This is a genomic window from Mycobacterium sp. Panama NTM2, assembly GCF_054355555.1.
In genome coordinates this window covers 582548-603421 of sequence record NZ_CM135953.1, presented here as the reverse complement: position 1 = coordinate 603421, position 20874 = coordinate 582548, and the positions used below count along the sequence as shown (strand labels likewise).

19 protein-coding genes are annotated in these 20874 nt (G+C 68.5%); 9 read left to right on the top strand and 10 right to left on the bottom strand.

The features are described from left to right. Nucleotides 1–6: 6 nt before the first annotated feature. Complete coding sequence (locus ACXYX3_RS02905; protein ID WP_458610082.1) at nt 7–1089, bottom strand: GGDEF domain-containing protein; 1083 nt, start codon at nt 1087–1089, stop codon at nt 7–9. 96 nt (nt 1090–1185) lie between these two features. Here ACXYX3_RS02905 and ACXYX3_RS02900 point away from each other — a divergent pair, with 96 nt between their 5' ends. The 8 genes from ACXYX3_RS02900 (at nt 1186) to ACXYX3_RS02865 (ending at nt 7543) form a co-directional block, all read left to right on the top strand. Continuing rightward, nucleotides 1186–3216, top strand: a complete 2031-nt coding sequence (locus tag ACXYX3_RS02900) for a prolyl oligopeptidase family serine peptidase (protein WP_458610081.1) — start codon at nt 1186–1188, stop codon at nt 3214–3216. Between the two features lies 1 nt (nt 3217). Then, nucleotides 3218–3859 (top strand): LpqN/LpqT family lipoprotein, encoded by a 642-nt coding sequence (locus ACXYX3_RS02895; RefSeq protein ID WP_458610080.1) that lies wholly within the window; start codon nt 3218–3220, stop codon nt 3857–3859. Next, nucleotides 3856–4161 carry a hypothetical protein gene (locus ACXYX3_RS02890; RefSeq protein WP_458610079.1) on the top strand — a complete coding sequence of 102 codons (306 nt, stop codon included), beginning with the start codon at nt 3856–3858 and terminating at the stop codon, nt 4159–4161. The genes ACXYX3_RS02895 and ACXYX3_RS02890 overlap by 4 nt, the downstream gene beginning before the upstream one ends. 109 nt (nt 4162–4270) lie before the next feature. Next, on the top strand, nt 4271–4906 hold the full coding sequence (locus ACXYX3_RS02885; RefSeq protein ID WP_241206553.1) for an RNA polymerase sigma factor: 636 nt from the start codon (nt 4271–4273) through the stop codon (nt 4904–4906). Further along, nucleotides 4903–5145, top strand: coding sequence for an anti-sigma factor family protein (locus ACXYX3_RS02880; RefSeq protein ID WP_241206554.1), 243 nt, complete (start codon nt 4903–4905; stop codon nt 5143–5145). Before ACXYX3_RS02885 ends, ACXYX3_RS02880 begins: the two co-directional genes overlap by 4 nt. A 10-nt stretch (nt 5146–5155) precedes the next feature. Further along, nucleotides 5156–6052: a crotonase/enoyl-CoA hydratase family protein gene (locus ACXYX3_RS02875; protein ID WP_241206555.1), complete on the top strand. Its 897-nt coding sequence runs from the start codon at nt 5156–5158 to the stop codon at nt 6050–6052. 105 nt (nt 6053–6157) lie between these two features. Continuing rightward, nucleotides 6158–6580 carry a hypothetical protein gene (locus tag ACXYX3_RS02870; protein ID WP_241206556.1) on the top strand — a complete coding sequence of 141 codons (423 nt, stop codon included), beginning with the start codon at nt 6158–6160 and terminating at the stop codon, nt 6578–6580. Nucleotides 6581–6592: 12 nt separating this feature from the next. After that, nucleotides 6593–7543 (top strand): MvdC/MvdD family ATP grasp protein, encoded by a 951-nt coding sequence (locus tag ACXYX3_RS02865; protein WP_458610078.1) that lies wholly within the window; start codon nt 6593–6595, stop codon nt 7541–7543. 13 nt (nt 7544–7556) lie between these two features. Here ACXYX3_RS02865 and ACXYX3_RS02860 read toward each other — a convergent pair whose 3' ends face one another. Next, entirely contained in the window at nt 7557–10073 is a 2517-nt protein-coding gene (locus ACXYX3_RS02860) for a DEAD/DEAH box helicase (RefSeq protein ID WP_458610077.1), read from the bottom strand. A 327-nt stretch (nt 10074–10400) separates the two neighbouring features. On the opposite strand from ACXYX3_RS02860, the gene ACXYX3_RS02855 reads away from it, so the two are divergent. Continuing rightward, nucleotides 10401–13022, top strand: a complete 2622-nt coding sequence (locus ACXYX3_RS02855; RefSeq protein ID WP_458610076.1) for a helix-turn-helix transcriptional regulator — start codon at nt 10401–10403, stop codon at nt 13020–13022. Here the strand turns inward: ACXYX3_RS02855 and ACXYX3_RS02850 are convergent. The 8 genes from ACXYX3_RS02850 to ACXYX3_RS02815 all read right to left on the bottom strand — a co-directional run bounded on the left by ACXYX3_RS02850 (nt 13003) and on the right by ACXYX3_RS02815 (nt 20817). Beyond that, on the bottom strand, nt 13003–13422 hold the full coding sequence (locus tag ACXYX3_RS02850) for a nuclear transport factor 2 family protein (RefSeq protein ID WP_458610075.1): 420 nt from the start codon (nt 13420–13422) through the stop codon (nt 13003–13005). The genes ACXYX3_RS02855 and ACXYX3_RS02850 overlap by 20 nt on opposite strands. A 215-nt stretch (nt 13423–13637) precedes the next feature. Then, nucleotides 13638–14522 carry a hypothetical protein gene (locus tag ACXYX3_RS02845; RefSeq protein ID WP_458610074.1) on the bottom strand — a complete coding sequence of 295 codons (885 nt, stop codon included), beginning with the start codon at nt 14520–14522 and terminating at the stop codon, nt 13638–13640. 44 nt (nt 14523–14566) lie between these two features. Beyond that, a complete protein-coding gene (ppk2, locus tag ACXYX3_RS02840; protein WP_458610073.1) occupies nt 14567–15424 on the bottom strand; it encodes a polyphosphate kinase 2 in 858 nt (285 codons plus the stop codon). 73 nt (nt 15425–15497) lie between these two features. Next, nucleotides 15498–17018, bottom strand: a complete 1521-nt coding sequence (locus ACXYX3_RS02835) for an aldehyde dehydrogenase family protein (protein WP_458610072.1) — start codon at nt 17016–17018, stop codon at nt 15498–15500. A gap of 53 nt (nt 17019–17071) precedes the next feature. Beyond that, on the bottom strand, nt 17072–17590 hold the full coding sequence (locus tag ACXYX3_RS02830) for a mycothiol transferase (protein WP_458610071.1): 519 nt from the start codon (nt 17588–17590) through the stop codon (nt 17072–17074). A gap of 34 nt (nt 17591–17624) precedes the next feature. Further along, nucleotides 17625–18959, bottom strand: coding sequence for a glycosyltransferase family 2 protein (locus ACXYX3_RS02825; RefSeq protein WP_458610070.1), 1335 nt, complete (start codon nt 18957–18959; stop codon nt 17625–17627). Beyond that, on the bottom strand, nt 18956–19909 hold the full coding sequence (locus ACXYX3_RS02820; protein WP_458610069.1) for a glycosyltransferase family protein: 954 nt from the start codon (nt 19907–19909) through the stop codon (nt 18956–18958). The genes ACXYX3_RS02825 and ACXYX3_RS02820 overlap by 4 nt, the downstream gene beginning before the upstream one ends. A gap of 5 nt (nt 19910–19914) precedes the next feature. After that, nucleotides 19915–20817, bottom strand: a complete 903-nt coding sequence (locus ACXYX3_RS02815; RefSeq protein WP_458610068.1) for a WcbI family polysaccharide biosynthesis putative acetyltransferase — start codon at nt 20815–20817, stop codon at nt 19915–19917. Nucleotides 20818–20874 lie beyond the last annotated feature (57 nt).

The window sequence follows — 20874 nt, the reverse complement described above, 5'->3', positions numbered from 1 at the left end:
ACGGGCTCAGGCGGCATCGGAGATGCGAATCTGGTTGCCGCCGGCCCGTTTCGCCTCGTACATCGCCATGTCGGCGGCCGCGATGACGCGCTCGATCAGCGTGCGGGCGTCAGCAGCGGTGTCGTGCGCGACGACCCCTGATACCCGGGAGACCCCGGCGACCCCGAGGCTCGCGGTGACGTGCCACGCGTTCGACGCGATGGCAGAGCAGAGCCGCCGGGCGAGCAGGTCCATCTCGCGCGGCGGGCACGTCTGGGCGACCACGAACTCCTCCCCGCCCACCCGTGCCGCGATGGCCCCCGAGCCGCACGCGTCACGCAGTCTGGCGGCCACGTCGACGAGCACCCGGTCGCCGATCGCATGGCCGAGGGTGTCGTTGATCCGCTTGAACCCGTCGAGGTCGATCATCACCACGCTGAAGCTCCCCGAGCCGCGCCGGGCCGCGTCGGTGATCAGGGCCTGCGCCGCCCGCCGGAACCCTCGCCGGTTGGTCAACCCGGTCAGCGGGTCGGTCGAGACGGCATCGTTCCACAGCAGTCGCGTCAGGATGTGTCCACCGAACGGCACCGTCAAGAGGCCGCCCATCGACATCAGCAGGGTGGCCACGCCCAAGGGCATGTCGCCGGCCACCCCCATCCGGACCGCGCACGCGGCCGCCGTGCCGAGCGCGATGGCGACGGTGAGAGCGAGCAGACGCGGGCTGTGCGCGGAGGCGACGTAGGCCGCCAGCCCGACGAAGGCCCAGCAGGTCAGCAGCCCGGCATGCGGGTCCGACTGCGCCACGGCGACCACCGCCAGAGCAGCACAGCCGCACACCGCGAACACCGCCGAGTGCCGCCGGGTGGGCCACCGCCGGGCGTAGGCCACGGCGACACCGGCGAAACCTACCGCGATCACCGCCACCACCCCCCGCATGGCCCCGTGTGGGCCGGCGGGACTGAGCGATGTCAACGCCACCGCGACGGCGAGCACCGCCATGATCGTGGCCATCACCGCCGAGGAGATGCGCAGCAGCCGGCGGGACGCGAGGTAGCCGGCCAGCCAGTCGTAGCGGTCCGGCTGTCTCCACCACTGGCGGATGTGGTTCACCGCGGCCCCCGATGCTCAGCTGGGGTGATCGTACCGACCCCACCCATTCCCACAGCCGATTCGAACACCGCCGACGGCGGTGCGCAGAATGGGGGCGTGACGAACCCCCCGCAGACGGACGATCCGTTCCTCTGGCTCGAGGAGATCACCGGCGACGACGCACTCGCGTGGGTGCGCGCGCACAACGATCCGACGATCGCCGAACTCGGCGGCGAACGGTTCGAGCAGATGCGTGCCGATGCCCTCGACGTCCTCGACACCGACACCCGCATCCCCTATGTGCGCCGGCGCGGTGAGTTCCTCTACAACTTCTGGCGCGATGCGACCAACCCGAAAGGTCTGTGGCGCCGCACGACGCTCGAGAGCTACCGGCAGGAGAAGCCGGACTGGGACGTCGTCATCGACGTCGACGAGCTCGCCCGCACCGACGGCCAGAACTGGGTCTGGGCCGGGGCAGACGTGATCGAACCCGACCACCTGCGCGCAGTGGTCAGCCTCTCCCGGGGCGGGTCGGACGCGGCGGTGGTGCGTGAGTTCGACATGACGACCCGCACCTTCGTCGACGGCGGGTTCGAGCTGGCCGAGGCGAAGTCTCAGGTCACCTGGGCCGACGAGGACACGCTGCTGGTCGGCACGGACTTCGGGCAAGGGTCACTCACCGAGTCGGGCTACCCGCGGATCGTGAAGCGCTGGACGCGCGGGACACCACTGGACGAGGCGGTGACGATCTTCGAGGGCGACCCGGCCGACGTCCTGGTCGCGGCGTCGGTGGATCGCACGCCCGGGTTCGAACGCACGCTGATCAGCCGCGCGCTGGACTTCTTCAACGAAGAGGTCTACGAGCTGCGCGGCGCCGAACTGGTCCGCATCGACACCCCGACCGACGCCAGCATCTCTGTTCACCGCACCTGGCTGTTGATCGAGCTGCGCAGCGACTGGCACTACAGCTACGGAACGGGCACCCAGCACTACCCCGCCGGTTCCCTTCTGGCCGCCGACTACGACGAATTCCTCTCCGGCAGCGCAGAATTGAGTACGGTGTTCACCCCGGACCGGCACACCAGCCTGCACCACTACGGGTGGACCCGCGACCGTCTCGTGCTCGTCACACTCGCCGATGTCGCCAGCCACGTCGAGGTGGTGACGCCGGGCTCGTGGGAGCACGAACCGGTGGCCGGACTGCCGGACAACACCACCGTGTCCCTGGTCGCCGTCGATCCCCTCGGTGACGAGATCTTCTGCGACTGCTCAGGTTTCGTCACACCGTCACAATTGATGCACGGGGCTGCCGGCGGCGCCCTCACCGAGATCAAGCGGGCGCCGTCGTTCTTCGACGCAGCCGATCTCGAGGTGCAGCAGTATTTCGCGACGTCCGACGACGGCACCGCGGTGCCGTATTTCGTCGTGCGGCATCGCCACACGCAGAGCGCCGGTCCTACGCTGCTCGGCGGATACGGCGGGTTCGAGGTGGCCCGCACCCCGTACTACGACGGTGTGATGGGCCGGCTGTGGCTCTCCCGGGGCGGCACATACGTGCTGGCCAACATCCGCGGTGGCGGTGAGTACGGCCCCACCTGGCACACCCAGGCGATGCGCGAGGGCCGACACCTGGTCGCCGAGGACTTCGCAGCCGTGGCACGGGATCTGGTCGCGCGCGGGATCACGACCGTGGACCGGCTCGGCGCACAGGGTGGCAGCAACGGCGGGCTGCTGATGGGCATCATGCTGACGCAGTATCCGGAGCTGTTCGGCGCCCTGGTGTGCAGCGTGCCGCTGCTGGACATGAAGCGGTTCCACCTGTTGCTGGCCGGCGCCTCCTGGGTCGCTGAGTACGGCGACCCGGACGATCCCGCGGATTGGGATTTCATCTCGAAATATTCTCCGTACCAGAACATCTCGACCGAGCGCCGCTACCCGCCGGTGCTGATCACCACCTCGACCCGCGATGACCGCGTGCATCCGGGCCACGCCAGGAAGATGACCGCGGCGCTGGAGGTGGCCGGCCACCCCGTGCGGTACTACGAGAACATGGAGGGCGGGCACGCGGGTGCGTCGGACAATCCGCAGATCGCGTTCCGCGCCGCTCTGATCTACGAGTTCCTGCTCTCGACGCTGGGAGGGCAGTGACGTGACGATCGCCCGATCGGCCGGAGCGCTGCTGCTGGCGTCCGCGATGGTGCTCACCGGCTGCGGCCGGGAGATCACCGGTACCGCGGTGACCGCCGCCGGACCCGCGCCCGCCCCGGAAGCCGGCGATGACGCGCAGTGCATCACCGTCACCGCGCCTCTGGTCGACATCCCGCAGAAGAATCCCCGCGAACCACAGCTGCGCGTCCCGCAACCGCAGGGGTGGGAACGCAACACGATGATGGACAACCAGATCATCCGGTTCGCGATCGTCGCACAGGATCTCGTCGCCGATCAGTTCGCCCCCAACGCGGTGGTGACCCTGGAGTCGGTGCGCGGCAGCGCCGATCCCGACATCGTGTTCGAACAGAACCGGTCCAACCTGACCACGATGATGGGCGCCTTCGACCTGCAGACCGAGAGCAACACCACCTGCGGACTGCCCTCGGAGACAACGACATACATCGCGCCCGCGATGGGGCCGGCACCGCAGCGGCCCATCATCATGCATGCCGTCGTGGCGCGGACACCGTCGGCCACCTACCTGTCGACGCTGACGGTGCAGACCACCGATGCGACCAACCCCACCTACGTGCGCGACTCCGCGGAGATCGTCGACGGCTTCCAGCTGCTGCTGCCATGACGCTCTCCGAGATCCTGCTGATCGTCGGCGCGGCGTTGGTGCTGGCCGGTATCGCAGCGCCCGGTTGGGACACCGCGACCATGGATCGGCGAGCGGTCAAGCGGCGCATCTACTGGACGGGCACCGGTGCGGGCATCGTGGTGCTGTTCCTGTCCGGCCTTCCCGACCTGCAGAGCGCGCTGGCGCTGGCCGCCGCCGCAACGGTGCTGACCCTGGGGTGGGCCTACTTCCGGACGCCGAACATCGTGATCGGCGGCCGCATCCGGTCGGCCGATCCGACGATGCGCGACGGGGGCCGGTGACCGCCGACGTGTAACGCCGGCGGGCCCGGCGGGCACTACCGGTCGACGAAGGGAGCCGCTGTGCTTCAGGGCGCCCCGGTGTGACGTGCTGGGTTACGATCTCGCGGACATGACCGCCACTTCCGCGGACGAGGCTGCCATCGTCGCGGCGCTGCGGGCGCGTGACGAGGCGACGTTCGCCGCGCTGGTCGACAGGCACACGCCGGCGATGCTGCGGATCGCGCAGGGCTACGTGTCGTCCCGCGAGGTCGCTGAGGACGTCGTGCAGGAGGCGTGGATCGCGCTGCTCAAGGGTATCGACGGCTTCGAGGGCAGGTCCTCTCTGCGCACGTGGCTGTTCACGGTGCTGATCAACATCGCCAAGAAACGCGGCATGCGGGACCGTCGGGAGTCCGACGCCCAGATCGCCGCGTACACGAACGGAACCGTGCACCCGGCCCGGTTCCACGACCGCGACGAGCGCTGGGCGGGTCACTGGCGCGACGGGGAAGAACCGGTGCCGTTCCCCGAGTCACCGGAGGGCTCGGTGCTGAGCTCGGAGTTGCTTGCGTTGACCCGCGACGCACTCGACACCCTGCCCGAGCGGCAACGCCTCGTGGTCACCCTGCGCGACGTGCTCGACGTCGACTCCGCGGAGGTGAGCCGGCTGCTCGGCATCACGCTCGCCAACCAGCGGGTGCTGCTGCACCGCGGGCGGACGGCGATCCGGCAGGTTCTCGAGGATTACGTGAGGGACGTGACATGAGCGAGCCCGCACCGATGGACTGCTATGAGCTCGTCGCGTTGATCACCGCCTACTTCGACGGCGCGCTCGACGGCGTCACCCAGACGCGATTCGAGCAGCACCTGGCGGGCTGCGACGGCTGCCTGACCTATCTGCAACAGTTCCGCACCACGGTGCGCACCCTGAGCGTGCTCTGCGACGACGACGTCGACCCGCCGTTTCGCGACCGGTTGCTGGACGCCTTCCGCGACTGGCGCTAGAACTGCTCAGGTGAGCCAGTTCCAGACGGTGCTCTACCGCACCGAACCGCCCGTCGCGACCATCACGCTGAATCGCCCTGAGCGGCTCAACACCATCGTGCCCCCGATGCCCGACGAGATCGAGGCCGCGATCGGCCTGGCAGAACGCGATCCGGCCGTCAAGGTGATCGTGCTCCGCGGGGCCGGACGCGCCTTCTCGGGCGGCTACGACTTCGGCGGCGGCTTCGAGCACTGGGGCGAGGCGATGAACACCGATGGGCGCTGGGACCCCGGCAAGGATTTCGCGATGGTCAGTTCCCGGGAGACCGGGCCGACGCAGAAATTCATGGCGATCTGGCGGGCGTCCAAACCGGTGATCGCCCAGGTGCACGGCTGGTGCGTCGGCGGGGCCAGCGACTACGCCCTGTGCGCGGATCTGGTGATCGCCAGCGACGACGCGGTGATCGGGACGCCGTACGCCCGCATGTGGGGGGCCTACCTGACCGGGATGTGGCTGTATCGGCTGAGCCTGGCCAAGGTGAAGTGGCATGCGCTCACCGGTGAGCCGCTGACCGGAAAAGAAGCCGCCGCAGTCGAATTGATCAACGAGTCGGTGCCCTTCGAGCGGCTGGAGGCGCGGGTGGCCGAGATCGCGGCATCGCTGGCGAAGATTCCGCTCTCGCAACTGCAGGCACAGAAGCTGATCGTCAATCAGGCCTACGAGAACATGGGCCTGGCGTCGACGCAGACCCTCGGCGGAATCCTCGACGGGCTGATGCGCAACACCCCTGATGCGCTCCGTTTCGTCGAGACGGCCGAACGGGACGGTGTACGCGCCGCCGTCGAGCAGCGCGACGGGCCGTGGGGCGACTACAGCCAGGCCCCGGCAGAGCGGCGGCCGGACCCGTCACACGTGATCGAACCCTGAAAAGTCAGGTAGTCCACTACGCAGGCCAAGGCACGATCTGCGAGTGATCCTCATGAGCGAGCCCGGCGACAGGACCGGGACCATCACGCCACGAGGAGTACCGACATGACGAACACACCGCTCAAAGGCCTGCTTGCCAGCGATGCCGACGGTGAGGTCCGGATCAACGTGCCCGGCGGCACCTGGGTGATCCAGCGGGCCGACATCGAAAGGCAATCGGAATGGGTGAATCCGACGGTGGCCGAGGAGGGCGGCAAACCCGTCGAGGTGGTCGTCCGTGTCGGCGCGTCGATCGGGTGGCTGCAGACCTTGACCATCGAATCACTCGAGCGGCCGATGACACTGCCGGACCGCTACCGCACCGTTGTCGGCTCCGAGGACCTCGCACGCCAGAGTGAGGAGTGGGGCCGCGCCCACGGCTTCGCCTTCAATCGTGTCGTGACGGCCGAGGCGGGCCACACATCGGTGAGCTGCTGGGACCATCCCAGCGGGTTCGGAACCGTGTGCCAGGGCGACGACTGCCAGTAACGACCACCGATCATGACCACACCGGTACTCATCGTCGCCCACGAGCTCGACGTGCACGCGGCCGCAGTGTCCTCGCACCTGCGAGAACACTTCGGCATCGCTGCGCTGCAGCTCGATCTCGCCCAGTTCCCATCGAGCACAGCCCGATTCACGTCGACGCGAGACTGCCGGGCACACTCCTGGGATGGCATCGATCTCGATTCCGTCCGTGCCGTCTGGTGGCGCCGACCGGCGCGGAGCACCGTCGGGCGCAGCGTCGACCCGGACGTCGACACCTTCCGGCAGGCCGAGTGTGACCACTTCGCCGAAGGCCTTTTGTGGTCACTCGACGCGGTGTTCGTCAACGACCCTGCCGCACAACACCGCGCCGCGCGCAAACTCGTCCAGCTGCACACCGCCCGATCGCTGGGTCTCAACGTGCCCGACACAGTCGTGACGAACGACGCGACGGTGGCCTCGGAATTCCTCGAGGGACTGCAGCGCCGCGCGATCTGCAAGCGCACGGGCACAGGCAGCACGTTCACCGAGACCAGATTGGTCACGACTGCCGATCTACCGCGCCTGACCGGAATCCGCTCCTCCCCCACCACCTTCCAGGAATTCATCGATGGTCGCTATGACCTGCGGATCGTCTGGGTAGCCGGTGAGGCCTGGGCGGTGCGCATCGATTCCCAGACAGGCGCCGGGTGGGTGGATTCGAGGATGGACAACTCGGTTGCGTTCACCCCCTATGACCTCGACGACGACCTCGCCGCAGCACTGCACCAGCTGATGGGGTCACTGGGGCTCGCGTTCGGTGTGATCGACCTGAGGGTGTCGGCAACCGACGGGAGGGTCTACTTCCTTGAGGTCAACCCGCAGGGGCAGTTCGCGTACCTGGAGATCAAGACGGGCCTGCCCATCACCCGCAGCGTCGCGGGGCTGCTGGCGGATCCGGCGCGGGCGGCTCTGACGGCCGCCTAGTGCATCCGACCCGCTAATCCATCCGACCGACGTCGAGCACGCGCAGCACCGCGACACCCTCCTCGTCGCTCATCGGCAGATCGACCTCCCCGTCGATACCCCAGTCGTGGTCGCCGGCCGGATCGTCGAGGATCTGCCGCACCCGCCACACGTCGGTGCCGCGTTCGATGAGCAGCAACGCCGGGCCCCGCGCGTCCGGGCCGATGCCGACGTCGGCGTGCTCGGCGTAGTACTCGTCGCCGACCGCACCCCAGCGCTGCGCCGTCCACCCGGAGCCACTGTCCAACGCGCCCAACTCATCCCAGCGCTCGCGGGCGAACAGTTCGACGCGACGGAACAGCGCGTTGCGCACCATCGCGGTGAACGCCCGTTCGTTGCCCGTCACGGGCCGCGGCCGCACCGGCACGGACACCGGCGCGTCCAGTGGCTCGTCAGGACTGGTGAGCTGCTCCCACTCGTCCAGCAGACTCGAATCGACCTGCCGCACGAGTTCGGCGAGCCACTCGGTGATGTCGGTCAGTTCCTCGGTGCGCGCCGCGGCGGGCACCCCCGAGCGCAGCGCCTTGACTGCGTCGGACAGATAGCGCAGCACCGCCCCCTCCGACCGGGTCAACCCGTAGAGGCTGACGTACTCGCGGAACGTGAAGGCGCCCTCCCACATCTCGCGCACCACGGACTTCGGCGAGAGCTGCCCGTCCGCTGCCCACGGGTTGGTCTGCACATAGATCTCGAACACCCCGCGCAGCAGTTCGTCGAGCGGCTTGGGGTAGGTGACGTCGTCGAGCAGTTCGATGCGTTCCTCGTACTCGATGCCCTCGGCCTTCATCGCCGCCACCGCCTCGCCCCTTGCCTTCTTCAGCTGTGCCGCCAGGATCTGACGGGGGTCTTCCAGCGTCGCCTCGATCACCGAAACCACATCGCGTGCATAGCTTTCCGCGTCAGGGTCGAGCATGTCGATGGCGGCCAGCGCAAACGTGGACAACGGCTGGTTCAGCGCGAAGTCGCGTGGCAGGTCAACAGTCAGCCGGTAGCGGCGCCCGTCGGCGTCGGGCTCGGCCATCCGCTCGATCACCCCGGCCTGCAACAGCGACCGTGCGATGCCGACCGCCTCCCGAATCAGCCGCAGTTGCCGCTTGCGCGGCTCGTGATTGTCGGTGAGCAGCCGGCGCATCGCCTCGAACGGGTCGCCCGGGCGGTCGACGACATCGAGGATCATCGCGGTGAACACCCGCATGTTGCTGGTCAGCGGCTCAGGTGCGGCGTCCACGAGCCGGGTCATCGTCTTCTCGCTCCACGGCACCATGCCCTCGGGCACCTTGCGCCGCACGAGTTTTCGGCGCTTCTTCGGATCGTCGGCGACCTTCGCGAACTGCTTGAGGTTCTCCACCTCGTGGTCGGGCGCCTGCACCACCACGGTGCCCGCGGTGTCGTAGCCCGCCCGCCCCGCACGCCCGGCGATCTGGTGGAACTCCCGCGCGGTGAGCAACCGGGTGCGGGTCCCGTCGTACTTCGACAGTGCGGTGAACACCACGGTCCGGATCGGCACGTTGATGCCGACACCGAGCGTGTCGGTGCCGCAGATGATCTTCAGCAGTCCGGCCTGGGCGAGCTGCTCGACCAGCCGCCGGTACTTGGGCAGCATGCCGGCGTGATGCACCCCGATACCGTGGCGCACCAGTCGCGACAGCGTGGAACCGAACGCGGTGGAGAATCGAAAAGCGCCGAGATGCTCGGCGATGGCGGCCTTCTCGGCCTTGGTGCTGACGTTGACGCTCATCAGCGCCTGCGCCCGCTCCAGCGCCGAGGCCTGGGTGAAGTGCACGATGTAGATCGGCGCCTGGCGGGTGTCCAACAGGTCGCCGACGGTCTCGTGCATCGGCGTCGTCGCGTACGAATAGAACAGCGGCACCGGGCGTTCGGCGTGGGCCACCAGGGCCGTCGGCCGCCCGGTGCGCCGGGTCAGATCCTGTCGCAGGAACGTGACGTCGCCCAGCGTCGCCGACATCAGGAGGAACTGCGCGGCAGGCAGTTCCAGCAGCGGCACCTGCCAGGCCCAGCCGCGGTCGGGGTCACCGTAGAAATGGAACTCGTCCATCACGACCACGCCGATGTCGGAGCCCGAACCCTCCCGCAGCGCCGTGTTCGCGAGCACCTCGGCCGTGCACACGATGATCGGCGCGTGCGCGTTGACCGCGGCGTCGCCGGTGAGCATGCCGACGTTCTCCGCCCCGAAGACACCGCACAGGGCGAAGAACTTCTCGCTCACCAACGCCTTGATCGGCGCCGTGTAGTAGCTGCGCCGACCCGCCGCGAGCGCGGCGTACTGCGCCCCGGTCGCAACCAGGGATTTTCCCGACCCGGTGGGCGTCGCGAGCACGACGTTGGCACCGCTGACGAACTCGATCAACGCCTCTTCCTGCGCGGGGTACAGCGGGGTGCCGCTGTCTTCGGCCCACGCGGCGAACGCGGTGAACAGCTCGTCGGGGTCGGCGTCAGCCGGGGGCGCCAGGAGCGGTCGGGCAGTTGTCATCGTGACACCAGACTGCCCCACTGGTGATCGGACCCGACACTCGGCCGCGGCGGAGAAAATTCGTCCGGCGGACTGGATGTCGTTGCTCAGTCATACCGGGCCGCCAGTTCTGATCGCCTGTAGGCAGAGGTCAGCGCCCACATGATCTCGCACTACATCTCGCGCAATGTGGTGACGACTACAGAGTTAAGCCATCTCACTGCCGTTAGCTGCGTATGCCGCGATCTCCGTCGTCAGATGGTGAGAATCGAGCAAACGGGGACAGCACGCGAAGAGCTTTCCGTGCAGGTGTTTCCCTGGAGCTGCCCGCCCTTCTAACCTGGATGAGTGCGGTTGACGTGGCCGCTCACCGGTCGCATCCAGGAGACACGGCTCATCGAAGCCGCGCTGCTCGATCCTGGTTCCGCGGGCATCGTCGTCAGTGGCCAGGCAGGCGTGGGAAAGAGCCGGATCGTCCGGGAGACGATGGAGGCATTCACCGCTCGCGGATGGCAGCTCCGGTGGGTGGCGGGCACCTCGGCGGCGCGGAATCTTCCTTTCGGCGCTCTGACACCGTGGACGGCGACCGGTGGCGACGACAGCCTCGAGCTGGTGCACACGGTCATCCACGCGTTGACGGTGTCGCCGGACGGCGCGCCGGTTGTAGTGGTGGTGGACGATGTGCCGTTGCTCGACGATCTTTCGACCGTTGTGATGCACCAGGTCATCCAACGCCGACTGGCGAAAGTGGTTCTGACACTTCGGACCGGCGAACCGCTGGCGAAGGCGACGCGGGAGCTGTGGAAGGCCGGCGAGTTCGACCGGCTCGACGTCCAACCTTTGACCCTGGAAGACGTCGAGGAGCTGGTGTGCCGTGTCGTCGGCGGCTCCATCGATTCGAGTGCTGCACAACACCTTTGGAGTTTGACGCAAGGTAATCCGCTGTACCTCCGATTGATCGTGGAGAAGGAGGTGGCCGACGGCCGGCTCGCCCGCGGCGACGAGGTGTGGACATGGACCGGCGATCCGGTGGTCCCACCGGGTCTCATCGAGCTGGTCGAGTCCCGCACCGGCGGGCTGCCCGAGCCGGTCAGTGATGTCATCGACATCCTCGCGGTCGGGGAGCCCCTCGACCTGAAGTCCCTGACGCGTATCGCCGGCACCACGGCTGTCGAGGAGGCGGACCGTCGCGGGTTGATCACCTGCGATTCCACGGACGGCTGCGTGTCTGTGCGCCTGGCACATCCGCTGTACGGCGAGGTCCGTCGCCGACGTGCCGCACTCACGACGCTGCGCCGGCTTAGAGGCGTCGTCGCCGCAGAGCTCGCCACGAACGGGCACCGCAACGATGTCCACGCCGTGGTGCGTCGGGCAGCGTTGAGCGTCGAGTCCGACCTCGAGCCCGATATCGATCTGCTTCTCGAGGCGGCCCGCGGAGCAGCCTGGATGCTGAATCTACCGCTGGCCAATCGGCTCGCCGAGGCGGCGATCTCGGCGGGCGGAGGAGGAATGGAGGCCAGTCTGATCCACGCCTTCGTTCTCTCCTGGTGCGGCGAGGGTGCGGCGGCTGAGGCCGTGCTCGCCGCCGTGGACATGGGCGCGCTCACCGCCTCCGAACAGGCACGGCTGATCTTCTTGCGCGCGGTCAACCTGTTCTTCACCCTGGCCGATCCGGAAGCCGCTCAGGCTGTCGTCGATGGTGTGGAGATCACCGCGTCACCCGGGCGCCACTGTTTGGACGCCTTTCGATGTGTCGCGGCCGCCGCCCTCGGCGCGCCCGACACTGCACGGGCACTGGCGCGATCGCTCGATTCGAACGCGCTTCCCGACCGTCTCGAGCAGCGGTTGACGGCGTGGGCGGTCACAGTGGCCTGCGGTGAAGCCGGCGCGACAGCAGAGGCCTCTGCCGCCGCCCACGCCGGCTACCCGATACCTGTGCGCGCCTTCATCGTCATCTCCGACGCGCACACCAATGCCCTGCTGCTTGCCGGCGAAACGACGAAGGCCTTCGAGGTCGCCGAGATGATGCGCGGCCGCGCCACGGCATCGCGCGGTGCCCCGTTCGGACAGATCGCGATCGCCGTGACCGGCCAGGCCGAGCTGGGCGCGGGTCACCTGGACCGGGCGTGCACCCATCTGTCCGCGGCATTGCAGCGGGTGACGGCCTGGAACACCGCCACCGGTTTCCGCTACCGGTATGAGATCCTGATGACCACCGCGCTCGCCATGCGGGGACGCGTTCACGAGGCATGCCGCGCGCAAGCCGCGATGGAGGCCGACCGGCATCCCGGCTGGCGATATCTGGATTACTCTCGCGCGATCGCCCACGGATGGGTGGCCGCCGCCCAGGAGGCAGTCAGTGAGGCCATCGCCGTGGTCCGGGAAGCGGCCGAGATCGCCGGTGCGCGTGGTCAGTTCGCCGCGGAGGTGCTTTGTCTGCAGACGGCGACCCAGTTCGGGGACGCATCCACCACCGATCGGCTACGCGAGCTCGAGCACCATGTCGAGGGTCCGCGCGTGTCGATCGCCGCGCGCTTCGCCGCGGCGTTGCGGTGCGCGGACGCCGCCGAACTCGAGACCGTGTCACTGCAATTCGAGGAGATGGGCGATCTCATCGCCGCTGTCGACGCGGTAGCGCACGCGTCGATGTGTTTCCGCACCGCGGGGTTGCGTGGTTCCGGGCTGCGGTGTTCCCGACGGGCCGAAGCGTTGGCGGCGGCCTGCGGTGGGGCCCGAACGCCGACTCTGCTGCGATGCATCGACACGCTTCCGTTGACGACTCGTGAGCGTGAGGTCGTCAGGCTACTCGGGGAATCGATCTCCAACCGCGACATGGCTTCCCGGCTCGGGGTATCCGTCCGCACGATCGAGAGTCACATCTACAACGCCATGGCCAAGACCGGCACGACGAGCCGGGAGGAACTCGCGATGCTCCTGGTCGACAGTCCGATCAGCTCAACTGAGCGATGACAGCCGCATCATCGAGCCAGACGTTCTCCCGGCTGATCAGCCCGTCCCGGAACTCGAAGACGTGCAGCATCCTGAAGGTGATGCGCCGCCCTCGTCCCGGGAGTCCGAACATCGAACCGATCACCGTTCCGGTCATGTCCTGTTCGAGAATCATGGCGTCGTCGGTGACGAAACTACGGCGCTGCGTCCACGTCTCGGACCGGAAGTTCGCGGTCAGCTCGAGGTAGAACTCCCGGGCTCCGTCCCGGCCGTGGCGCACTCCCTCGGGGAACCCGACAACATCGTGCTCGACGTCGTCGGTGTAAACCGCGACCGCCGCATCGATGTCACCACGGCCTTCGGCCTCGATGTGGCGATCGATGAGGGCTCGCATCGTGTGCTCGTCCATGTACTCAGGCATAGCACCCGTGAGCCGCAGAAAAATCAGTACCGCACCACTGAGAATGACGCCGTTGACGCGCGCGACGATTCCCTCGGGGGAAATCGAACGAAGGGGGACTCCAATGACGATCCACATGCCGCGCCCGACATCGGCACTGACGAACTGGCGGGCCAAGCACCCGAAGCACGTCAGGTCAGACTGGGACGTGCACCTGCATCCGCACCATCACGATTTCATCGAGAACGCGGCGATGTCGCGGATGATGGACCATCTGTAGGCCGGCGCAGAGCCGCGCCCGCGGTGGCGCCCAGCACGCCGACCACGACGAGCCCGATACCGGCGAGCAGTGTGATGTTGAGCCAATGGTGCGCGCTGTTCTCGGCAGTGCGCACCATCACCTCGGCCACGGTGCGGATGTCTCCGCTGGTGCGGTTGACCGCCGCGTCGATGAAGCGCCGACCCATCTCTATGCCCGCCCACCCGGCAGCACCGACCAGCAGCGCCGACACTCCGAGCGCGCACAGCGCGCGGCCTTTCGACCGGGCGGCGGCCAGGGTCAGCAGCGCCAGCAGACCGGTCAGCACCGCGGCGCCGACGCTGGCCCACGGGCCCCAGGTGGCCAGCGGGCGCAGCTTGCCGGGGCGCAGATCGGGTGATTCGACGGTGATCGGCACGGTCAGCGTCGGCGGCACCGCGAGGTCGAGGTTGCCCAGTGTCGCGTGGAACGACGGGTCCGACAGCATTGGCGCGATGTCGATCAGCCACCGATCGGTCGAATTGCCCTCGGGCACGGCGCCGGTGAACATCCACCGATGCGCGATCCGGTTGGCCTGCGCGAACTGCCCGGGGAAGCCGTCGTTGCGGGTGTAGGAATCGGCGACCGTGCGGACCAACTGCGGGTTGAGCTGGTAGCCGTTGTCGCCGCCCAGGGCGATGATCTGGGTGGTCAGCTCACCGGCCATCGCGTCCTGCAACCGGGAGTCACCGGCCGCGCGGGCGGCCAGCGCGGCGTACCCGTCCTCGTCGACGATGTCGCGCTGCGCCCATCCCGCGGGAACCGCGATCGCCAGCGCGAGCGTGGTCAGCAGCCACAGCATCAGCGTGGCGAGAAAACGCACTCCGGCGTCCTTCCTGTTCGGGACGCCTCCGGCGGACAGACGGGTCAGTCGCCCAGCGCGCGTCCCACGATCAACGGGTCGGGCCGGCCGACCACCTCGTGGTCCTTGTTGTCGTAGTCGAATTTACTTAGCACGTAGCGCATCGCGTTGATGCGGGCGCGCTTCTTGTCGTTGCTCTTGACCACCATCCACGGCGCGATCTCGGTGTCGGTCCAGGCGAACATGTCCTCTTTGGCCGAGGTGTAGTCGTCCCACTTGTCCAGCGAGGCCAGATCGGTGGGCGAGAGCTTCCACTGCCGCACCGGGTCGACCTGCCGGATCGTGAACCGGGTGCGCTGCTCGGACTGCGTCACCGAGAACCACAGCTTGGTCAGGCTGATGCCGTCGTTGACCAGCATCTGCTCGAACAGCGGGGCCTGCCGGATGAACTCGGCGTGCTGTTTGGGCGAGCAGTAGCCCATGACTCGTTCGACGCCGGCACGGTTGTACCAGGACCGGTCGAACAGCACGATCTCCCCGGCGGCGGGCAGGTGGGTGACGTAGCGCTGGAAGTACCACTGCGTCTGTTCCTTCTCGGTGGGCTTCTCGAGCGCGACGACGCGCGCACCGCGAGGGTTGAGATGCTCCATGAAGCGTTTGATCGTGCCGCCCTTGCCGGCGGCGTCGCGGCCCTCGAACACGATCACGTGCCGAAGACCGTGGGCCTGACTCCACTTCTGCAGCTTCAGCAGCTCGATCTGCAGCAGCCGCTTCTGCTCCTCGTACTCCGCCCGCGACATGCGGTCGTCGTAGGGGTAGTTCTCCCGCCAGGTGTCGACGGGCTCACCGCTGTGCGCCAGGACGAGTACGGGATCGTCGTCGTCATCGTCGATCACGTCGTAGCCGGAGATTTCCAGAGTCACCGGGCGACGCTAACCAGCCCCGCCGTCGGGATCGTGACGGCGAGGTGAACAGCCGGTGGACTACTTGGCTGCCCTATTTGGCGACGCGCTTGGACCGGATGAGCGCCAGCTTGGTCATCATCGTGTCCATCCGCTTCAGCGCGCGCTGCGAATTGTTGTAGTAGTTGCCGCCGGCGCCGACGGCCGTGCGCGGGCTGACCACGGTCTCGATGCGGCAGTACTTGCGCAGCCCCTCGGGACCGCCGAAGCGGGCCCCGATGCCTGAGGTCTTCCAGCCGCCCATCGGGGCGGTGGTGCACATCAAGTTCGAGATCACGTCGTTGATGTTGACTCCGCCGCAATCCAATTGCAGTGCAACCTCTTTGGCTCGCTCGACATCGCGGGAGAAGACCGCCGCGGACAGGCCGTAGGGGCTGTCGTTGGCCAGCCGGACCGCCTCGGCCACCGAGGAGACCTTCATGATGGGCAGCGTCGGGCCGAAGGTCTCCTCGGTCATGGCCGCCATCGAGTGGTCGACGTCGACCAGAACGGTGGGCTCGTAGAAGCTCCCGGGGCCCGGTCGGCGCTTCCCGCCGGTCAGTGCCCGCGCGCCCTTGGCCAGCGCGTCGGCGACGTGACGTTCGGTGACGGCGATCTGGCTGTCGTCGATCATCGCGCCGAAGTGGTGGCCCTCGCCGGCGCCCACCTGCAGATTCTGCACGTCGCGGACCACGGCGGCGACGAACTGGTCGTAGACCGGCTCGAGCACGTACACGCGCTCGACGGACACGCAGGTCTGCCCGGCGTTGAACATCGCGCCCCACACTGCGGCGTGGGCGGCCAACTCGATGTCGGCATCCTCCAGGACGATCATCGGGTCCTTGCCGCCCAGCTCCAAGCTGACCGGGGTCAGCCGACGAGCGGCGCGCTCGGCCACCTTGGCACCGGTGGCGCTGGAGCCGGTGAACTGGATGTAGTCGCTCACGTCGATGACGGCCTCGGACACCTCCCGGGCGCCCTGGGCCAGCGCCAGCACGTCGGGGGCGCCGGAGTCGAGCCAGCCGCGCAGCAGCAGTTCAGCGGTCAGCGGGGTGCGCTCCGAGGGCTTGAGCAGGACGGCGCAGCCGGCAGCGAGTGCCCCGATCGCGTCCATCAGCGCGTTGGCGACGGGGTAGTTCCACGGCGCGATGATGCCGACGACGGGGCGGGGCCGATAGTGCACCTCGATCTTCTTGATCGACAGGAACGGCAGCGCCGCGGGGCGGGGGTCGGGGGCGAGCGCTTTCTCCATGGTGCGCACGTAGTAGGACAGGATCATCAGGAGCAGCGGCACCTCTTGGGCCGCGTCGGTCGCGGATTTGCCGGTCTCGGCGATCAGCAGCTCTTCGATCTCCGCGCGGTGGCGGCCCAGCCACACCCCGTACCGCGCCAGGACCTTGGCCCGGCCCGCAGCGCCGCGGGCCGCCCATTCGCGCTGGGCGTCGCGCAGGGCGGCAGCGGTGCGAGGCACGTCCGCAGCGTCGGTCCAGCGCACCTGGCCGGCCAAAGCGCCGGTCGCGGGGTTGGTGATGGTGCCGGTTCCGGTGAAGGGCGTGACGTCGGAGGTCGCAGTCATGCCCCTACTCTAACGAGCGGTGTGACGCAGGTCGCACGCGGGGTTGACAGGTGTCAACTTTGCGGTGCGATGCCCCGGATGTAGGCCGCCTGCCCGAGATGCTGGGCGGCGTCGTCGATGATGCTCACCAGTCGCGAGCTCGCGGTCACCGGCGGCGTCCAGCGCTCGTCGACGACCCGGGCCAGGTCCTCGCCCGACACCGAGGCGACGTATGACAGGCACTCGCGGTGCACCGCGTGGTAGTAGCCGGCGAGGAGGTCCGCCGACGCGCGCACCTTGGCCACGTCCTGCGGGGTGTGGCCGTAGCCGTGCGCATCTCGCGGGAGGTCGAGGGCGAAGCGGTCCACCCAGCCCTCGCGGAACCAGACCTGCTCGATGCCCGCGATGTCGCACAGCTGGGCATCCTGGATGCGGGCACTGTGCCACAGCAGCCATGTGATGGTGTTGGCCTCCGGCGTCGGCCGGTAGTAGGCCACCTCGTCGGTCAGACCGTCGGTCAGATCGTCGGCGTGCTCGATCAGGCGGGTGAACGAATCACGCAGGAGTTCGCGCGCAGCGTCGGTGTCGGCCATGCTGCCCAAGCTACGCCCGCCGTCGGACACGTGGTCACCACGACAGATCGGGTTCGGCGTCTCCTTCTCTCACCCCGAATTCATCGCCCGGGCGGTGCACCTTGGCCCCGAACTCCGTCGCGCACTGCCACCGCGCCTGCCGGTGCAGCGCCCACGACGCCCGGCACACCACGTGGGCGGCCCCCTCGCTGACATGCACCTCGGCGACGCCGGGTCGCGCACAGGCGGCGACGAGGTCGGCCACGCCCTGCGCGGACAGCACGGGCCGTCCGGTCACGGCGACGACGAACCGGGTGCGGCGCCGAATGTCGTCGGGCACCGGACCGATACGGATACGGTCATCCTGCAGATGGGCTCGCGCGCACAGCGACTCCGCTCCCGCGCCCGTGATCCAGACGCCGACGTCGTGGGCGAGGAAGCCGGCGAGCGTCGCGACGAAGGACCCCAGTCCGTGCTCGTCGGCATCGATTGCCACTGCCACGTCCGGGATCTCGTAGCGCAAACCATGGGTGCGTGCCGCCGGATCGGTGATCAGCCTCGCCAGCGCAAGACCCTCGGCGTTCTTGGCGGCGGCCCGGTCCGACACCTCACGACCGGCCCAGTCGGGACCGTTGTGCCACGCCACCGCCCGGCGCGCGTGATGGAACACCGCGCCACAGACCGCGGCCCGGTGCGCGAACTCCCAGTCTTCTCCGCCGTACTGTTCGAACGACTCGTCGAAACCTCCGCAGTAATCGAACAGCTCTCTGCTGCAACACATCACCGAGCTGATCACATAGCGGTAGGCGGTGTGGTCGGCGATGGCGAGGTCCCCGGTACGGGCATACGCGTCGGCAAGCCAGCGCGGTTCACCCAGCACCACCGGGGTGCGCTCGCCCGCCCACCATCGCGCCACGTCTGCCGCCGACCAGCCGTCGAGGCGGGCATGGCGACGCCGACCGACTACCAACGCATCCGGCAGCAGCGACGGTAACCGCGAGATCTCCCGCAGGTAACCGGGTTCCGGCACGGTGTCGGCGTCGAGAAAGCAGAGGATCTCGCCGGCTGTGGCGGCGGCACCGAGGTTGCGGGCCGCCGCGGCGCGGAATCCGCGGTCGGGTTGCCGAACCACTGTGCACCGCAACGACGTCGACGAGATGTCGGGCGGCATCGGGGAGCCGTCGTCGGCGACCGCGACCTCGACCAGGTGCAGGGGGTAGTCCTGCAGCTCCAGCGCGGCGAGCAGCCGGTCCAGATCGTCCTGCTGGTCGTAGAACGGCACCACGACGGCGATACTCGCGTCGCGTCCCGGCCTGCCGTCCAGCACGTCCCACCGGTTGCCCGCCACACAGAACCTGCCGTCCGGCAGTGGGAACAGCTCCGGTGTCATCGGTGCCACCTGTCGAAGAAGGCGCGGTAGGCACGCGCGGTGTCCGTCGGTGACGGCCGCGGTACCGACTCGTCGGTCAGCCAGGTGGACGGCGGATCATCGAGCGCGGCGCGGATCGCCCCACCCAGTCCGCGCGGCGGGTACAGCGTGAGCATGCCGGGATTGCGGTCGGCGATCTCGCGGGTGTAGCGATTCGTCGCCACCAGGGGGCGGCGCGCCGCCGAGAGCCACGAACCCAGTGAGCCCGACGCCGAGACGTGCGTGTGCGCGACGACGGGCACTGTCACGCGTTGCAGCACGTCGATCAGCTCGTCGTCGCCCACGTGCCCCGTCACGTGGAAGCACCGGCCCTGTTCGGCGGCGCGCCCCGTCAGGTCGGTCACCAGATCGTCGTGCCCGGAGGAGGGTTCGCCGATCGCGTGGACCTCGACGTCCCGCGGCAGATCTGCAGCAGCCGCGATCACCTCCTCGTGCCCCTTGCCGGGGTACAGGAAGCCGAACACACCGATGGTGCGCACCTCCGCGGGGCGGCGACGAACCGGCGCCGGTCGTCCGATCGGTAACGGGATCACCGCGACCGACGACACGTCGACACCGATGTCCCGCAACAGTTCTCGCTCGTGCTCGCTGCTCACCGCCACACCGGCCGAGCGTGCGGCGACGTCGGCGTACGCCGTCGCACGACGGTCGGCGTTGCGGCCGTCGGAGCACTGCGGCAGGTCGTGCAGCGTCACGGTGACGCGGGTGCGGGCAGCGATCGCCGCGACGGCGCAGGCCGCCGCTTCCGGGGTGTCCCCGAAGAGCCGGTCGGTGAACTGCAGATGCATCCCGTCCTCGCCGACGCTGCTCAGCAGGCCCTCGACATCGGGCGACCACACATGCCGCAGGCTCAGCGCGAGCCCGAAGCGGACCACGCCGTGGTGGCGTGGCCCCACGAGGGCCTGCGTCACCTCGCTCACAGAAGCCCCAGTGAATCCATGACGTTTCCGTGACGCTGCACGGCGAGGTCGAGGAAGTCGGGGTTGCGTCCGTACCACCGTAGCTGCGCGGAGTGGACGTCCTCGGGCGCGATGGTGGTGCCGTGTTGACACCAGGCCCGCCGCGGCGTCCCGGACAGCCCCAGCGCGTCGAGCACCCGCGCCTCCAACGGCGCGGTCACCGACGACAGCAGGACGGTGCCCAGGGAGCCGACGGTCACCGCCGCTCCGAGGTGGTCCAGGATGCGGGCAGCCAGGGCGATCAACACCGCATTACCGGGGTGGTTGATCGTGTGCGCCGCGTCTACGCCCAAGCCCGTTAACAGATCCGAGACGCCGACGTCACAGTCTCTGGCTTCCCGCATCGCCAGCTCGTCGCGACTGAGGGCGGCCACCGTCCGGAGCTGTTCTGCGCTGACCTCGACGTCCCACGGGTCGTCGGGCGAGCGCCCCGCGCGCGCCGCCGCGATGGTCCGCAGGTCGTGGTACGGCACCACCGGAGGTGTCAGCGATCGGTCGGCGGGTCGGCGCACGATGACCTGGAAAGGATAGAGCCCGGCGTAGCGGATCACGGGCCAACGAATCACGCGGGCAGCGGGATTCAGTCGTTCGATCAGTTGGCCCGTCCCCACCGGCAGGCCCCGGTAATCGGGCCGGATCGGTTGGCTGAGCAACACCGTAGCCTGCCCCAGCAAGGCGTCGAGATGAGGCAGATCCTGTTGTGTCAGTTCATGAACCGGCGGAATCCGCACCGTCCGGTACGGCCGCGCCGGCACGCTGTCGAGCACCCGGCGCAGCGCCTCGGCCTGACAATTGCCGACGACCAACCACAGCGGCTCGTCGTGCGCTGACTGCTCGGCGGGCGAGCTGGAGAAGTCCACGCCGAGAGGTTACGTGTCACCTCGGCGTGGTATATCTTTCCCCAGAGCAATCGTCGA

Bases quoted from the DNA above. Each gene is read 5' to 3' on its own strand.
- ACXYX3_RS02890 (WP_458610079.1), top strand. From the start codon at position 3,856: ATGACGCTCTCCGAGATCCTGCTGATCGTCGGCGCGGCGTTGGTGCTG.
- ACXYX3_RS02885 (WP_241206553.1), top strand. From the start codon at position 4,271: ATGACCGCCACTTCCGCGGACGAGGCTGCCATCGTCGCGGCGCTGCGG.
- ACXYX3_RS02880 (WP_241206554.1), top strand. From the start codon at position 4,903: ATGAGCGAGCCCGCACCGATGGACTGCTATGAGCTCGTCGCGTTGATC.
- ACXYX3_RS02870 (WP_241206556.1), top strand. From the start codon at position 6,158: ATGACGAACACACCGCTCAAAGGCCTGCTTGCCAGCGATGCCGACGGT.
- ACXYX3_RS02865 (WP_458610078.1), top strand. From the start codon at position 6,593: ATGACCACACCGGTACTCATCGTCGCCCACGAGCTCGACGTGCACGCG.
- ACXYX3_RS02860 (WP_458610077.1), bottom strand. From the start codon at position 10,073: ATGACAACTGCCCGACCGCTCCTGGCGCCCCCGGCTGACGCCGACCCC.
- ACXYX3_RS02850 (WP_458610075.1), bottom strand. From the start codon at position 13,422: ATGCCTGAGTACATGGACGAGCACACGATGCGAGCCCTCATCGATCGC.
- ACXYX3_RS02835 (WP_458610072.1), bottom strand. From the start codon at position 17,018: ATGACTGCGACCTCCGACGTCACGCCCTTCACCGGAACCGGCACCATC.
- ACXYX3_RS02830 (WP_458610071.1), bottom strand. From the start codon at position 17,590: ATGGCCGACACCGACGCTGCGCGCGAACTCCTGCGTGATTCGTTCACC.
- ACXYX3_RS02825 (WP_458610070.1), bottom strand. From the start codon at position 18,959: ATGACACCGGAGCTGTTCCCACTGCCGGACGGCAGGTTCTGTGTGGCG.